This is a genomic window from Streptomyces sp. NPDC037273 (genome assembly GCF_055603625.1).
In genome coordinates this window covers 98,736-112,944 of record NZ_JBVJVO010000014.1, presented here as the reverse complement: position 1 = coordinate 112,944, position 14,209 = coordinate 98,736, and the positions used below count along the sequence as shown (strand labels likewise).

At 71.8% G+C, this 14,209-nt stretch carries 15 protein-coding genes; 8 read left to right on the top strand and 7 right to left on the bottom strand.

Annotation, left to right across the window (positions count from 1 at the left end):
* Positions 1–103 precede the first annotated feature (103 nt).
* Genes ACZ7G1_RS30245 through ACZ7G1_RS30235 form a run of 3 tightly spaced genes read left to right on the top strand, consistent with a single transcriptional unit; the run spans position 104 to position 2,606 of the window.
* Positions 104–1,402, top strand: a complete 1,299-nt coding sequence (locus ACZ7G1_RS30245) for a sensor histidine kinase (RefSeq protein ID WP_470878783.1) — start codon at positions 104–106, stop codon at positions 1,400–1,402.
* Entirely contained in the window at positions 1,399–2,055 is a 657-nt protein-coding gene (locus ACZ7G1_RS30240) for a response regulator (protein ID WP_470878781.1), read from the top strand. Before ACZ7G1_RS30245 ends, ACZ7G1_RS30240 begins: the two co-directional genes overlap by 4 nt.
* A gap of 50 nt (positions 2,056–2,105) precedes the next feature.
* Positions 2,106–2,606, top strand: a complete 501-nt coding sequence (locus ACZ7G1_RS30235) for a hypothetical protein (protein ID WP_470878780.1) — start codon at positions 2,106–2,108, stop codon at positions 2,604–2,606.
* A 27-nt stretch (positions 2,607–2,633) separates the two neighbouring features.
* Here the strand turns inward: ACZ7G1_RS30235 and ACZ7G1_RS30230 are convergent, their stop codons facing one another.
* Positions 2,634–3,302 (bottom strand): pentapeptide repeat-containing protein, encoded by a 669-nt coding sequence (locus tag ACZ7G1_RS30230; RefSeq protein ID WP_470878778.1) that lies wholly within the window; start codon positions 3,300–3,302, stop codon positions 2,634–2,636.
* 110 nt (positions 3,303–3,412) lie between these two features.
* Here ACZ7G1_RS30230 and ACZ7G1_RS30225 point away from each other — a divergent pair, with 110 nt between their 5' ends.
* Complete coding sequence (locus tag ACZ7G1_RS30225) at positions 3,413–4,624, top strand: phytoene desaturase family protein (protein ID WP_470878776.1); 1,212 nt, start codon at positions 3,413–3,415, stop codon at positions 4,622–4,624.
* Positions 4,625–4,718: 94 nt separating this feature from the next.
* Positions 4,719–5,717, top strand: a complete 999-nt coding sequence (locus ACZ7G1_RS30220; protein ID WP_470878775.1) for a zinc-binding dehydrogenase — start codon at positions 4,719–4,721, stop codon at positions 5,715–5,717.
* A 24-nt stretch (positions 5,718–5,741) separates the two neighbouring features.
* On the opposite strand, the gene ACZ7G1_RS30215 is transcribed toward ACZ7G1_RS30220, so the two are convergent.
* From ACZ7G1_RS30215 to ACZ7G1_RS30200, 4 genes are all read right to left on the bottom strand, one after another.
* Positions 5,742–6,077 carry a hypothetical protein gene (locus ACZ7G1_RS30215; protein WP_470878773.1) on the bottom strand — a complete coding sequence of 112 codons (336 nt, stop codon included), beginning with the start codon at positions 6,075–6,077 and terminating at the stop codon, positions 5,742–5,744.
* A gap of 9 nt (positions 6,078–6,086) precedes the next feature.
* Positions 6,087–6,566, bottom strand: a complete 480-nt coding sequence (locus ACZ7G1_RS30210) for a GNAT family N-acetyltransferase (protein ID WP_470878771.1) — start codon at positions 6,564–6,566, stop codon at positions 6,087–6,089.
* A 154-nt stretch (positions 6,567–6,720) separates the two neighbouring features.
* Positions 6,721–7,641: an aminoglycoside phosphotransferase family protein gene (locus ACZ7G1_RS30205; RefSeq protein ID WP_470878769.1), complete on the bottom strand. Its 921-nt coding sequence runs from the start codon at positions 7,639–7,641 to the stop codon at positions 6,721–6,723.
* 9 nt (positions 7,642–7,650) lie between these two features.
* Positions 7,651–8,376 carry a DsbA family protein gene (locus ACZ7G1_RS30200; protein WP_470878767.1) on the bottom strand — a complete coding sequence of 242 codons (726 nt, stop codon included), beginning with the start codon at positions 8,374–8,376 and terminating at the stop codon, positions 7,651–7,653.
* 153 nt (positions 8,377–8,529) lie between these two features.
* Between ACZ7G1_RS30200 and ACZ7G1_RS30195 the strand changes: the two genes are divergently transcribed.
* Positions 8,530–9,918 carry an NAD(P)/FAD-dependent oxidoreductase gene (locus ACZ7G1_RS30195; protein ID WP_470878765.1) on the top strand — a complete coding sequence of 463 codons (1,389 nt, stop codon included), beginning with the start codon at positions 8,530–8,532 and terminating at the stop codon, positions 9,916–9,918.
* A gap of 10 nt (positions 9,919–9,928) precedes the next feature.
* Here ACZ7G1_RS30195 and ACZ7G1_RS30190 read toward each other — a convergent pair whose 3' ends face one another.
* Positions 9,929–11,410, bottom strand: coding sequence for a hypothetical protein (locus ACZ7G1_RS30190; RefSeq protein ID WP_470878763.1), 1,482 nt, complete (start codon positions 11,408–11,410; stop codon positions 9,929–9,931).
* Positions 11,411–11,890: 480 nt separating this feature from the next.
* On the opposite strand from ACZ7G1_RS30190, the gene ACZ7G1_RS30185 reads away from it, so the two are divergent.
* Positions 11,891–12,178, top strand: a complete 288-nt coding sequence (locus ACZ7G1_RS30185) for a hypothetical protein (protein ID WP_470878761.1) — start codon at positions 11,891–11,893, stop codon at positions 12,176–12,178.
* A gap of 487 nt (positions 12,179–12,665) precedes the next feature.
* On the opposite strand, the gene ACZ7G1_RS30180 is transcribed toward ACZ7G1_RS30185, so the two are convergent.
* The gene (locus ACZ7G1_RS30180) at positions 12,666–13,130 is read right to left on the bottom strand and encodes a hypothetical protein (protein WP_470878760.1); all 465 of its coding nucleotides are present in this window, start codon (positions 13,128–13,130) and stop codon (positions 12,666–12,668) included.
* Positions 13,131–13,431: 301 nt separating this feature from the next.
* On the opposite strand from ACZ7G1_RS30180, the gene ACZ7G1_RS30175 reads away from it, so the two are divergent.
* Complete coding sequence (locus tag ACZ7G1_RS30175; protein WP_470878759.1) at positions 13,432–14,037, top strand: ankyrin repeat domain-containing protein; 606 nt, start codon at positions 13,432–13,434, stop codon at positions 14,035–14,037.
* Positions 14,038–14,209: the final 172 nt, after the last annotated feature.

The window sequence follows — 14,209 nt, the reverse complement described above, 5'->3', positions numbered from 1 at the left end:
CCGCATACGACCCGACGCAGACGGGGGGCGTTCGGTGTTTCCCCCCCCCCCCCCCCCCCCCCCCCCGATGCCGAGCCGTACGCCCCCGCCTACGATCGGGACCATGCCCGCCACCCCGACCACCGACGGCCCGTCAGGCGACCTTCCCGGCACCGACGGCCCGTCCGGCGACCGTCTCGCCGCCGGCCGCCCGTTCGGCGGGCGGGTGCCGGCGGTGCTCGCCTGGGGCGCGGCCGTCGCTCAGCCCTTCCTCTTCCTGAGCGCCACGCGGACCGGCCCGTACCGCTCCACCGAGCTGCGGCTGTTCCTCACGGCCGCCGCCGTGGGCCTCACGCTGCCCCTCGCGCGCCGCAACCCGCTCGCCGCGCTCGGGCTGCTGCTGGCAGCGGTGTTCGCGGCGGCGACGACGCGGCCGGACGCCGTGCTGCTGTACCTGCCGGTGCTCGCGGCGGACGCGCTCGTCGGCCGGATCGCGGCCTCGCGCCCCCTGAAGGTCCTGCTGCCGACGGCGCTCGGCGCGCTGGCCGTGCAGATCGCGGCGGCGACGTACACGACCTCAGGGCAGGACGTCTTCGTCAGCACGGCGGTCGCCCTCGCGCTCGCCGTCCTGACGGCGGGACTCCTCGGCCGGTCCGTCCGCGAACGGCGCCTGCACACCGCCGAGTTGCGGGCCGCGACCACGGCCGAGGCGGTCGCGGCCGAACGGCTCAGGATCGCCCGCGAGCTGCACGACGTCATCGCGCACAGCATCGGCGTCATCGCCATCCAGGCGGGCGTCGGCCGTCGCGTCATCGACACCCAGCCCGCCGAGGCCCGCAACGCCCTCGCGACCATCGAGACCACCAGCCGCGAGACCCTCGCGGGCCTCCGCCGCACCCTCGGCGCACTGCGCGGCGCCGCCGACGGCGGCCGCCCCGCACCCCGCGACCCGGCCCCCGGCCTCGCCGACCTGGACCGGCTCGCCGCCACGACGGCCGACGCGGGCGTCCGCGTCGAGCTCCGCCGCCTCGGCGACCCCGCCACCGCCCTCCCGCCCGACATCGACCTCGCCGCCTACCGCATCGTCCAGGAGTCCCTCACCAACGTCGTCCGCCACGCCTCCACCCCGGCCTGCCGCGTCACCGTCGAGCGCCGCACCGACACCCTCCTCGTCGAGGTCACCGACGACGGCCCCGGCACCCCCACCACCGGCCCCGCGACCGGCACGGCCGCCACGGCCCCGGCCGCCGGCTACGGGCTCGTCGGCATGCGCGAGCGCGCCGCACTCCTCGGCGGCACCCTCACCGCCGGGCCGCGCCCGGGTGGCGGCTTCCACGTCACCGCGCTGCTCCCGCTCCCGCTGCCGACACCGCTCCCGGTCCCGCTCCGCACCGACGACCCGAAAGGCCCCCGCACCCCGTGAGCCCGCGCATCCGTGTCCTTCTCGTCGACGACCAGCCGCTGGTACGGGCCGGGCTCCGCGTCCTGATGGCCGACACCCCCGACATCGAGGTCGTCGCCGAAGCGGGCGACGGCAAGGAGGCGGTCGCCCTCGCCCGCGAGCTGGAGCCGGACGTGGTGGTGATGGACGTCCGGATGCCCGGCATGGACGGCATCGAGGCCACCCGCGTCATCACCGGGAGCCCCGAGGCCCCCCGCGTCCTCGTCCTGACCACCTTCGACGACGACGAGTACGTCTACGGCGCCCTGCGCTCGGGCGCCGGCGGCTTCCTCGTCAAGGACACGGCCCTCGACGACATCCTCACGGCCATCCGCGTCATCGCCTCCGGCGACGCCCTCCTCGCCCCCGCGATCACCCGCCGCCTCATCGCGGACTTCGCGTCCCGGGAGGCCCCGGCCCGGAAGGCCCCGCTCCCGCTCCCCACCATCACCGACCGCGAACGCGAAGTCCTCACCCTCGTCGCCCGCGGCCTCTCCAACGGCGAGATCGCCCGCGACCTCCACATCACCCCGGCCACCGCCAAGGCCCACGTCGCCCGGCTCTTCACCAAACTCTCGGCCCGCGACCGCGTCCACCTCGTGATCCTGGCGTACGAGGCCGCCCTGGTCCCCTGACCGGGCGCCTCCCGTACGAGCCCGCCCCGTCGCCGTGACACCATCGGTCCGTGCTCGACATCGGCTACTCCCTCTCGCGTCGCTTCCCCGACCCTCCGCAGACCGACTACCGGCGGGCGGACGTCCACGCGCTGCGCCACGACCTGTTCTGCGGGGACGTGTACCTCGCGGACACGGAGGCGGACCGGGAGGTGTCCACAGCCTGGGGATGGGTGCCGGTGCTCGACTTCGCGTGGGCGCTGTGCGACATCGTCGAACAGCTCGACCAGGACCCGCGCGGAAACCGGGCGTCGCAGCCGCAGTACGCCGAGCTGGACTTCACCGAGTCCTCCGACCGGATGCTGTTCGAGCGGCGCTTCGGCTGGGTGGACGTGGAGGCCGACTGGATGCCGGGCGACGAGCCGCCCGTCACCTTCAACCACGCCGCGCTCCGCCGCGAGGCCCGCGACTTCCTGCACGACCTCGTCGCCGACCTCACCGACATGCACGAGGGCCTCGGCGACAACCCCGCGATCTGGTCCCTCCAGGCCCGCTTCCCCCGCCTGCCGTAGCCCTCGCGACGCGGCCCCGCCCGGGTTTCACCCCTCCACCCGCACCCCCAGGTGCGCCGCGAAGACCGGCGCCAGGTCGAGGAGCTGGGCCGGGGAGATGACCGCGCCGGAGAGGGAGTCGAGGCCGCGGGTGATGTGGAGGGGGGCGGCGGAGCGGAGGTCGACGTCTCTCAGCCGCGCGGCGGAGAAGTCGGCGCCGGTGAGGGCGCAGCCGACGAAGGCGACGCGTTCGAGGACGGCGCCGCCGAAGTCCGGCTCGCTGAGGACGCAGTCCTCGAAGACGACGTCCTTCAGCTTGGCGGACCGCAGGTTGAGGTAGTCGATCTTGCCGCCGCGCACGACGACGCGCTCGAGGACCGCGCCGTGCAGCTGCACCCCGCCGAGCCGCGCGTCGACGAGCTCCACGTCACGGAGCTGCGCGCCGGAGAGGTCGGTGCCGACGCCCCGGACACCCGTCAGGACGGAGTCCAGGAAGCGGGCGCGGGAGAGACGCGCCTCGTCGAGGGCACAGTCGCGGAGGGCGCAGTCGAGGAAGCGGGCGCCTTCCCCGGACTGGGCGGTGAGGTCGAGAGCGGTCAGTTCCAGGCCGTCGTAGTCGCCGTCGGGGTCGAGGCCGCCTTCGTACGGCTCCAGGGGAGGGAGCCGGATCTCCGGGCGTCGTGCCGCCGCCGGCTGCTTCTTTCGTGCGATCGCCATGGACCCATGGTGATGTACGCCACTGACAACGCCCCCGATGTCACGAACGCGGCCCCGCCGCTCGTCCCGCGTACAAGAGCAGAACCGGAAGCGGGACGAGGGAGACGGGCATGCGGAAGCTGACGATCATCGGCGGCGGGTTCGCGGGGCTGACGGCGGCGATCACCGCGGCGGAGGCGGGCACCAAGGTGACCGTGTACGAGGCGCACCGGACGCTCGGCGGGCGGGCGCGGACGGCGGAGGGCCCGTACCGCACGAACGAGGGTCCGCACGCCCTGTACGCCGGCGGCCCGCACTGGACGTGGCTCGAACAGCGGGGGCTGCTCGGGCCGCTCGCCGCGCTGCCGCCCACGGAGGCGCTGCGGTTCCGGCTGCGCCGGGACGGGGCGCTGCGCCGCGTACCGCCGCTGGGAATGCTGCGGCTGGCCCGGCGGAACGCGGAACAGGCGCCCGTGGACGTCGACTTCCTCACCTGGGCGAGCGGGGTCGCGGGCGAGCGGGCCGCGCGTCAGGCGGCCGCGTACAGCGCGGTCGCGCTGTTCCACCACGACCCGGGCGCGCTGTCGGCGCGTTTCGTGCAGGAGCGGCTGCACCGGGCGACGTCGGTGCCGCCTGAGGCGCACTACATCCGGGGCGGGTGGGGCGAGCTGATCGGCCGGATGGCCGCCCGGGCCTGGGAGATGGGCGTACGGATCGAGACGTCGGCGCGCGTCGACGCGCTGCCGTCCGACGGCGGGCCCGTGATCGTGGCGACCGCGCTGCCGGCCGCCGCCCGGCTCCTCGGCGACCCGTCGCTGACGTGGGACAGCGGCCGTACGGTCCTCTTCGACCTGGCGCTGCGCACCCGCAAGGGCGACCCGTTCGTCGTCTCCGACCTGGACGCCCCGGGCTGGGTCGAGCGCTTCACCGCCCAGGACCCCTCGCTCGCGCCCGCCGGACAGCAGCTGATCCAGGCCCAGCTCCCGATCGGCCCCGACGCGGCCAAGGCGGACGGCGTCGCCCACGCCGAGCGCCTGCTCGACCTCGGCTTCCCCGGCTGGCGCGAGCGGACGGTGTGGCAGCGCGCCTCGGTCTCCCAGGGGCGTACGGGAGCGGTGGACCGCCCCGGCACCACCTGGCGCGACCGGCCGGCCGTCGACCGGGGCGAGGGGATCTACCTGGTCGGCGACCAGGTGGCCGCGCCCGGCGTGCTGTCGGAGGTGTCGTTCACGAGCGCGGTCGAAGCGGTGTCCCTCGCCCTGCGCGCCGACCACTTCACCCACACCGGCTACCCCGACACCCTTGGCCTCCCCGGCCGGCGGCTTGACCTCAAGCGCGCTTGAGGTCGGAGGCTGTACGCGTCAGCGAGGGCCGGCCGACACCGACCGCCCGACCGACCGCACGCGGACGCGTGCTCACCACGACAGGGGACCCGCCATGCACGCCATCCGCCTCCACGCCTTCGGCCCCGCCGAGAACCTCACCTACGAGGAGACCCCCGACCCGGTCCCGGGCCCCGGCCAGGTCCGCGTCCGGGTCACGGCGGCGGGCGTGCACCTCCTGGACACCGCACTCCGTGAGGGCGCCCAGGGGCCGTTCCCGGCACCGGCCGAACTGCCGACCGTCCCCGGCCGCGAGGTCGCCGGCACGGTCGACGCGCTGGGCGAGGGCACCGACCCGTCCTGGCTCGGCAAGCGGGTCGTCGCCCACCTCGGCATGAACCCCGGCGGCTACGCCGAGCTGGCCGTCACCGACGCCGCCCGGCTGCACGCGCTGCCCGACCACCTCGGCGACGCGGAGGCCGTCGCCATGATCGGCACCGGCCGCACGACGCTCGGCATCCTGCAGTTCACGCGGCTGGGCCCCGAGTCGGTCGCGATCGTGCCTGCGGCGGCGGGCGGCATCGGCACCCTGCTCGTGCAGTACGCGAAGAACGCCGGCGCCACCGTCATCGGCCTCGCCGGCGGCCCCGCGAAGGTCGCGCTCGTCGAGGCGAACGGCGCCGACCTCGCCGTGGACTACACGCTGCCGGACTGGCCCGAGAAGGTCCGCGCCCACCTGGGGGACCGTACCGCCACCGTCGTGTTCGACTCGGTCGGCGGCGAGACCGGCCGCGCCGCCGTCGACCTGCTCGGCAAGGGCGGGCAGCACCTCGTCTTCGGCTGGTCCGGCGCCGGTCTCCACGACGGCGAACCGCTCACCTACACGGCCGAGGAACTCGCCGCCCGCTCCATCACCTCGAAGTCCGTCCTCGGCCCCGTCATGATCCAGAAGGCCGGCGGCGACGTCCGCGGCCTCGAACTCGCCGCCCTCGAAGCGGCGGCCACCGGCACCCTCCGCCCGGCGGTCCACCGCTTCCCCCTCGCGGACGCGGCGGGAGCCCACCGCGCCCTGGAGAACCGGGGCACGACGGGCAAGGTGGTCCTGGTCCCGTAGCGCACGGCCCGGGGGACCGTTCCGTCAGACCCCGACGACATCCCAGGAGTGCGCCTTGAACTCCTTCAGGAAGTCCGGGTGGTCCTCCCACATCCGGGCGACGGACCGCAGCACGTCCCAGTTCTGCTCAAGCGCCTGGTCGACGACCTGCCGCAGCTCCGGCGCCGTCTCCCGCTTCTCCACGAGGCCGTTGACGGCCGCCGCGGCCTGCACCGTGTAGCGCGTGGCACGCAGGGCACGCGAGGTGTCGTCCATGCCGAAGCCGTGGTCCTTCCCGTTCGCCGGGTCGAAGAGCGGCGTCAGCCGCGCCTCGATGAAGGCCGTGATGCGCTGGAAGCGCTGCTCGATATCCGTATCCATGCCCTCTTCCTACACCCCCGCCCCACCGAGCTCCGCCAGCGCCCCGTCCGTGAGGCGGTAGACCGTCCACTCGTCCTGCGGGCGGGCGCCCAGGGACTCGTAGAAGGCGATGGACGGCTCGTTCCAGTTGAGCACCGACCACTCCAGGCGGCCGTAGCCCCGGTCGACGCAGATGCGGGCCAGTTCCCGCAGCAGCGCCTTGCCGTGGCCCCCGCCCCGCATCTCCGGACGGACGTACAGGTCCTCCAGGTAGATGCCGTGGACTCCGCGCCACGACGAGAAGTTGAGGAACCAGAGCGCGAAGCCGGCGACCTCGCCGGACTCGTTCTCCGCGATGTGTGCGAAGGCCGCCGGGTGCTCGCCGAAAAGCGCCTCGCGGATCTGGTCCACGGTCGCGTGCACCTCGTCGAGTGCCTTCTCGTACTCCGCGAGGTCGCGGACCATGGCGTAGATGACAGGGACGTCGGCAGGCGTGGCTGTACGGATCATGACGCCACCCTGCCCCGGATCCCGCCCCCTTCGCCACCTGCCCCGGGCTCACCGGATCACGCCCGCCTCGCGGCCCTCCCCCGGCTCACGCCCGCCTGGCCGCCCTCCCCCGCCTCACGCCCGCCTCGCCGCCCTCCCCCAGCGCACGCCCGCCTCACGCCCGCCTCGCCAGCAGGATCCTGGCCAGCGCCACCTGCTCGGCGTCCAGCTCCTCCTCGCCGTCCTCGACGTCCCACAGCCCGTTCTGCAGCACCCGCCCCAGCGTCCACGCCACCGCGCGCCCCCGGTCGCCGACCACCTCGGCCAGCAGGTCGAAGCGCCACAGCACCTCGGCCGGATCGGGATCGAACCGGTCCGCGAGCGCCGGCCACAAGTCGAACCCCGGATCCCCCGCCAAGGGCTTCGGATCGATCGCCAGCCACGGCTCCCGCCCGCCCGCCAGCACGTTCCCGAAATGCAGGTCCCAGTGGAGCAGCCGGTCCCCCGGCTCCCCCGCCACCTCCCGTACCGCCGCCGCGCACTCCCGCAGCACCGCCGCGTCCGCCGCGCCGAGCCGCGCCACCGCGCCCGGCACCTCGTCGAGCATCCGGGCCGCGACGTCCCCGAGCCGCCGCATCCCCTCCGGCGCCGGCACGGCCACCAGCCGCTCCAGCAGCCCCGCCACGATCCGCAGCGCCTCGCGCGTGTCCGCGACCGACGACAACGGCCGCGTCTCGTCGAGCCGTTCGAGCAGCATCGTGCCGGTCCCCGCGTCATGGTCGAGCAGCCGCACCGAGCCCGCCCCGTCCCACACCCGCAGACCGTCCGGCTCCCCCTCCGACTCCTCGTCGAGGAGCTGCATCTTCAGCGCCGCCGGCATCCCGTCCGCGACCCTCTCCACCGGCAGCACCAGCGAGGCGACCCCGTACATCGACGGCCCCGTCACCCGCAGCCCCCACCGCCCGATGAACTCCCGTGCCTGCCCCGGCAGTCCGGCGACGAACGCTCTCCCCGCGTCGCCGTTGTACTTGGCCTGCGAAGCGGCGAGCTCATCGGGTACGCGAATTTCCTCGGACACGAGCTTCTCGGAGGTCATCCCCCGACCCTAGACACCCGCGTCCCGCAGCGCCTTCGAGAATTCCCCCGCGTCGTACAGCGCGTCGCCGCCCGGCAGGGCGGTGCCGTCGACGAGGACGGTGGGGGTGCCGCCGACGCCGGACGCCTCGAAGGCCTTCTCTGAGTCGGCGACCCAGACCCGGTGGGCGTCGTCGCGTACGGCGCGGTCGAAGGCGGCGCTCCGCAGCCCCTTCACCTGGTCGGCGATGCGGAGCAGGTGGTCGACGGAGTAGCCGTCCTTCGACTCCCCGGCGGGCTGGGAGGCGAAGAGGGCGGCCTGGTACTCGGCGAACTTGCCGGGGCCCGCGTCCACCGAGGCGCGCAGGGCGTTGGCGGCGCGGGCGGAGGCGGTGCCGCCGGTACGGGCGTCGAGGAAGGAGGCGACGACGTACTCGACCCGGACCTTCCCGGCCGCGGCCTCGTCGGCGAGGACGGTGCCGGCGCTCCCCTCGAACTTGGCGCAGTAGCTGCAGCGCGGGTCCACGTACACCGTGACCGTGTGCGGGGCCTTCGGATCACCGACGACGATCTTCGTACCCTCGACGGCCGCGGGAAGGCCCGAGAGGACCTCGGCGTGCTCGGCGGGGGCCACCGTGACCGCCGCCGCGGCGGGCGCCGCCGAGCCGCCTCCGCCCGAACACCCCACCGCCGCAAGGGCGATGGACCCGGCGACGAGCACGGCGGCGACAGCCCGCCCTGACCTGCGTACGAGCATGGGAGAGTCCTTCCGGAACAACGAAATCCGCACGGGTCCTGCCCCCTCGAACCTAGGCCGGGCACCCCCTCGGAAACGCCGCCGAAGGACCCGTATCCAGGGGACCAACGCCCCGGGTAACGTCCGGCCCACGGACCCGGAAGAGGGATAGACATGAGCACGGTCAACGGCGGCATTTCGTTCTGGTACGCGCAGGAGGGCGCCCCCGCGCCCCGCGAACCGCTCCCCGGCGACACCACATCCGACGTCTGCATCGTGGGCGGCGGATACACCGGCCTGTGGACCGCCTACTACCTCAAGAAGGCCGTGCCCTTCCTCGACATCACCGTCCTCGAAGCGAAGTTCTGCGGGTACGGCGCCTCCGGCCGCAACGGCGGCTGGCTCTACAACGGCATCGCCGGCCGCGACCGCTACGCCCGGCTGCACGGCCACCAGGCAGCCGTCCGCCTCCAGCAGGCCATGAACGCCACCGTCACCGAAGTCCTCGACGTCTGCGCGGCCGAGAACATCGACGCCGACCAGCACCGCGGCGGCGTCCTCGAAGTCGCCCTCTCGCCCGCCCAGCTCGTCCGCCTCAAGGCCTTCCACGAGGCCGAGACCGCCTTCGGCGAGACCGACCGCGAACTGTTCGGCGCCCGCGAGACCTCCGAGCGCGTCCGCGTCACCGGCGCCGTCGGCTCCTCCTGGACCCCGCACGGCGCGAGCCTGCACCCCGTCAAGCTCGTCAAGGGCCTCGCGGCCGCCGTCGAGGCACTCGGCGTCACCATCCACGAGTCCACGCCCGTCACCGAGATCAGGCCCAAGCACGCCGTCACCCCGTACGGCACGGTCCGCGCCCCCTACGTGCTGCGCTGCACCGAGGGCTTCACCGCCTCCCTGGCCGGCCAGCGCCGCACCTGGCTCCCGATGAACTCCTCCATGATCGCCACCGAGCCCCTCACCGACGCCCAGTGGGACTCCCTCGGCTGGGCCGGCGGCGAGACCCTCGGCGACATGGCCCACGCCTACATGTACGCCCAGCGCACCGCCGACGGCCGCATCGCCCTGGGTGGCCGCGGCGTCCCCTACCGCTACGGCTCGAAGACCGACAACGACGGCCGCACCCAGCCCCAGACGATCGAGGCGCTCCGCGAGATCCTCGTCCGCTTCTTCCCCCAGCTCGCGGGCGTGCGGATCGACCACGCCTGGTCCGGTGTCCTCGGCGTCCCCCGCGACTGGTGCGCCACCGTCACCCTCGACCGCTCCACCGGCCTCGGCTGGGCCGGCGGCTACGTCGGCTCCGGCGTCGCCACCGCCAACCTCGCCGCCCGCACCCTCCGCGACCTCATCCGCGAGGACTCGGGCCAGTCCGGCCCCACCGACCTCACCACCCTCCCCTGGGTCAACCACAAGGTCCGCAAGTGGGAACCCGAACCCCTCCGCTGGCTCGGCGTCCAGACCATGTACGCCGCCTTCCGCGGCGCCGACCGCCGCGAAGCCACCGCCCACACCGCCACCACCGACCCCATCGCCACCCTCGCCAACCGCCTCAGCGGCCGCTGACGGCGCCCCCTCAGGGCCGCGCGGCCTCCTGCAACAACCCCTTCACCGACACCTCCGAATTGGCCGACACCCACCCGAGGCCGTACCGTTCGGCCTCCCGGTCCACCTCATTCGGATCAAGCCCCTCATAGATGTCATAGATCGACTCCCTCGTCTTCTTCTTCTTGAAATTGAACGAGGAGATGAAAACGGTGGGATCTTCCTCCGGCGACCAGAAAGCCGCCACATACCGCGGCTTTCGGGTCACATTGATCAGATTCGTGTTGTACCGCACCCGCCCGTGGTAGATCACATGCTCGCCGCAGTCGTCGGGCGGGCAGTAGTACCGCCCCTCGGCCGCGACCCACGAGAGCCTCTCGTAATAGAACTCGTCATCGAGCTTCCCCCGGTCCTGCCGCAAAACCACGAACTGCAGGACGGCGTCCAGGGTCTCGTACGTGGTGTCCTTGGGAAGCGTGACGATCCGCTCCATCGTGAACTCCTCCCCGGAGTCCAGCGTCGACCCGGGGCCCTGGAACTGCCCGGACGCGACGATCTCACCCTCGGTCCCGCTCTCGTACGCCTCCGCCTCCGGGTTGAACCACCCCCCGTCCTCCTTCCCCTTCCACTCCTTGATCCCCTCACCCTCGGCGTCGAACTCCGTCTCGTACCCGAACACCGTGTAGTCGTCGAGGACGAGATAGACCGGAATCCCCCCGGTGTTCTTCGCATAGAGCTTGAGAGGCACATGGAGATACGGCGAACCGGCATCGGTCCGCGGTTTCCCGAAACTCGCCCTCAGTACGAAATGCATGGGCGCCGCGATCGGCTGGTACAGGATCGAATACCCCAGGCTCACCGAAGTCAGCACCGCCGTCACCGTGATCCCCGCCGCGAACTTCCGCGGATGCGGAATCCCCCTCCACACCTTCTGCCGGATCAGCACGTGCAGCGCCCACACCGCCCACACCCACAACCCGAGAAACAGCCACACCGTCGCGATGTACTCCCGCTCCTGCAGCCACAGGAAAAGCAACAAGCTCGACGTAGCGGCAGTGACCAGCACCCCCAGCAGCACCAACGCCCCGGACACCCGCACCTGCCGCCGCCCCCAGTGATCGACGACCGCCGGCACCGCGATCCCCTCCACCACCCCCGCCAGCAGGAACAACACCCCCACCAACCGCTGCGCGAACGTCAACGCCCCCAACGCGTCCGCCCACCCGATCGCCATGTGCAGCCCCAGCGACACCAGCAGCCCCACGATCATCACCGCGATCAGCAGCCACCGCCTCCAGCCCCTCCGATCGGGCCAGACATCACTCCCCCCACCCCGCCAGTGCACCCGCGCCGGATCCTCCAGATCCAGATCCGCCGGATACCCCAGCCTCCGCAACACCCTCTTCAACTCCCGCAGCGACCAGGCACTCCCCACCGTCCTCTCATGCACCGTCACCCGCCGCAGCCCCCGCCGATCCGGCGCCTCCACCACCACCCAAGCCCTCATCACCACCCCTCCACCCTCCCCACCACCCCCCACCCCCGCATCCCCGACTACTGCGTCCGCCTGACCCCCGATCCACAAACGGCCCGCACCGGGGTTGTGTCAGAAAAACCAAACGACGAGACGCACGTTCTCCTCCCCGTGGACCTCGCTGAGGGTGCGCATCACCCTCCAGACCCGTCCCCAGTCGGTATCAGGCCCAGCGGCCGACGCACGGGTCCGCGTGCCGGAGGCGTCCGTCTCCCGCCACTCTGCGGCTGCCAGCTCAGCCCAGGTCAGCCACGTCGTCCCGTAGACCGAGTCAGGACCGCCATAGCCGGCGAAGTCCCTCCGCAGCCCCTCCGACGCGTCATCCGGGAAACGGCATCCGCATTTCGCCCGCAACTGCGGCACGGCCGGCTTTCGGCCCCCCGCTCAGCCGGATCGATCAGAACCCGTCGTGATGACCAACCAACCCGCGCGAGTGGTGGACGGCCTAGCCTGTCGCTCGTGCACCTTCAAGACGTTCCCTCCCTTTGGCACCTCCGCATGGTCACTGGAGGCCTCGCCCACATCTGGGCCGATGGCTACGCGGAAGTCGACGGGTCTTACGTCTTCGATGTCCTGGCCACGGTGCCCCTTGACCACCAGACGCACATGGCCGTCACGTCCTCAGCACCGGCGCACCCAGAAACCGTGTGCGTCACGGTCGCCCGCATTCCCATGAACGCTGTAGAAGAGCTGCACACTGCCAAGATCGGCATGGATGCCCCCTACTGCGACTGTGACGGCGCGTGAAGGTGGCCGGTGACCCACTGCCACGGGGGGCCGTTCTGCCGTTCGTTGCCCTTGGGCTCCTGCTCTTCCCCCGTCGGTTCCGGTCCGATCCGGCACGTGGGGGGGCAAGTTCACCCTTCGCAGCAACTTGGTGCCGTGAGGTCCACCCAGACCCAAGGCTTGTGGTCCCAGGCGCGCACTTCCCCTACGACGAGGTCGACGGTCGCTCCCACCGGAGGCATTTCCCGGGTGAGACGCTGAACCCCGGGTTCACTGCCTCGGCGAATCACGTCCAACGAGGCACCGACGGGTTCGTACCCGTTCAGCTTCGCCGTGAGTCCCCACGGCTGATGACTGGTGATCGTTGCTTGGACCGTTTCACCTTCATGAAGCTCGCTGAGGGAGCGCACCGAGTCGTCTGTCATGGCGGCATCATCCATAGACGGGACACACGGTCGCCGATCCGCAGCGCCCGACGCCGTTCGTCGGCGTCGCCACGCAGTCAGCCTCAGAGGTGTTGCCTCGCTGCTCTCACCAGATGAGCAATGCCATCCCGCGTGTGAGTCCTTCGCTGATCCAGCTCCGACCGGTTGTCTGTTTTGTGTACGGCTGTGATCTCGGCAAGCAGGCTTTCAGCCTTGCGACTCAGCTCTTCATCGTCGGTGAGCATCTGCATCCAGAACAGAGCCTCCTGGGCCTTGGACCTGAGGTCGTATGCCCGGATCTGCACAGCGTCGGCAGCTTCCGGAGGGGGCTGCTCATGCATACAAAACCAAAGGTGCACGAGACACCGCCGGTAGTTGATCAAAGCCGCCGCATAGGCCGTGTATGCGTCCAGCCGTTCCTGACGCAGCCTCTCGTCCCGTGTGAACCGGTGGCCTCTCTCCGTCGTGCGCCGTTGGACTCCCAGGGTGATCCCCGAACCAAGCAGGGTGCCCAAGACGGCGATGGCGCTGGCGATTATGGCTTCCACCCTTGTAGAAGACCACGGCCGACGGCACCCTGTGATCGTTTTCGCGACGACTTCATGAGGTGCGGCTGCTCGGACGAGCGGCCCACTACTTCGGCGACGTACAAAGCGGCCGGTACGGAGTGGTCGACTACGGGCTACGTCTTCACCACCCGCACCGGACACCCACATCGGATCGCGCGCGTGACAGCCATCGAATTACCAGCTTCTTCCCCTGGTAGGGCCAGGGCGTACGGCGCTGGGCGAGTACCAGTCCGAAGGATCCGCCTCAGCTGAGGGGGAGACGCCGTACTGGCCGGCGGGCGTGCTGCCGATCCTCGACTGGGGCTGCGGGATGTACGCCGCGGTGGACTGCCTCAGCGAGACCGCCACGGTCCTCCTCTTCGAACCGAACGCCATGACGGACGACGGAGCCGACGCATGGTTCGTCGACGCCGGAAGCCTGGCCGAGTGGCTCGGGACCTGGCTCGCAGGAACAGGTTGGTACGAGGAAGACGCCGACGAGTGCGAGGCCGTCACAGAGTCACCGTCCCTGCGGACAGAACCTGCTTGGATCCGTGACATGACAGACGATGACCGCTACGAGATGTCGGCCGTTCATCTCGCCGTCGAGACCGGTGATCTTTCCGAGCTAACGCGCCTGCTGGATGCTGGCCATGATCCGAACGAGGTCGACAGCTATAGCGGCTGGACGCCACTGCTAAGGGCCATCGACGGTGAGGCGGACGGGTCCGTACAGGACGAGCGACCATTGGAAGCGGCTTGCACTGCCGTTCTGTTGGCTTACGGAGCTGATCCGCAGCGTCCCTCAAGGGACGGCCTGACCCCATATCACCTGGCGTTTCAGTCGCGGCGCGAGATGGCGGTCCGGCTGCTAGAGATGCATGGCGCCACGCCGCCGACGCACTGACTGGCCTGCACTCCCCGTCGGCGGGCTCCCGGCCGTCCGCCTCAGCCAACGGCCCACCCCCCGACTCCCATCCCGTCTGCCGTCGACCCACTGGCCGGCACCCGCGCCCGCAGACGCCGAAGACCCCCAACCATGATCGGTTGGGGGTCTTCGACGTTCTTGCCTGGAGCCC

Coding starts and splice junctions, on each gene's coding strand:
- ACZ7G1_RS30210 (WP_470878771.1), bottom strand. CDS start 6,566: ATGATCCGTACAGCCACGCCTGCCGACGTCCCTGTCATCTACGCCATG.
- ACZ7G1_RS30195 (WP_470878765.1), top strand. CDS start 8,530: ATGAGCACGGTCAACGGCGGCATTTCGTTCTGGTACGCGCAGGAGGGC.
- ACZ7G1_RS30220 (WP_470878775.1), top strand. CDS start 4,719: ATGCACGCCATCCGCCTCCACGCCTTCGGCCCCGCCGAGAACCTCACC.
- ACZ7G1_RS30205 (WP_470878769.1), bottom strand. CDS start 7,641: ATGACCTCCGAGAAGCTCGTGTCCGAGGAAATTCGCGTACCCGATGAG.
- ACZ7G1_RS30225 (WP_470878776.1), top strand. CDS start 3,413: ATGCGGAAGCTGACGATCATCGGCGGCGGGTTCGCGGGGCTGACGGCG.
- ACZ7G1_RS30245 (WP_470878783.1), top strand. CDS start 104: ATGCCCGCCACCCCGACCACCGACGGCCCGTCAGGCGACCTTCCCGGC.
- ACZ7G1_RS30230 (WP_470878778.1), bottom strand. CDS start 3,302: ATGGCGATCGCACGAAAGAAGCAGCCGGCGGCGGCACGACGCCCGGAG.
- ACZ7G1_RS30200 (WP_470878767.1), bottom strand. CDS start 8,376: ATGCTCGTACGCAGGTCAGGGCGGGCTGTCGCCGCCGTGCTCGTCGCC.
- ACZ7G1_RS30215 (WP_470878773.1), bottom strand. CDS start 6,077: ATGGATACGGATATCGAGCAGCGCTTCCAGCGCATCACGGCCTTCATC.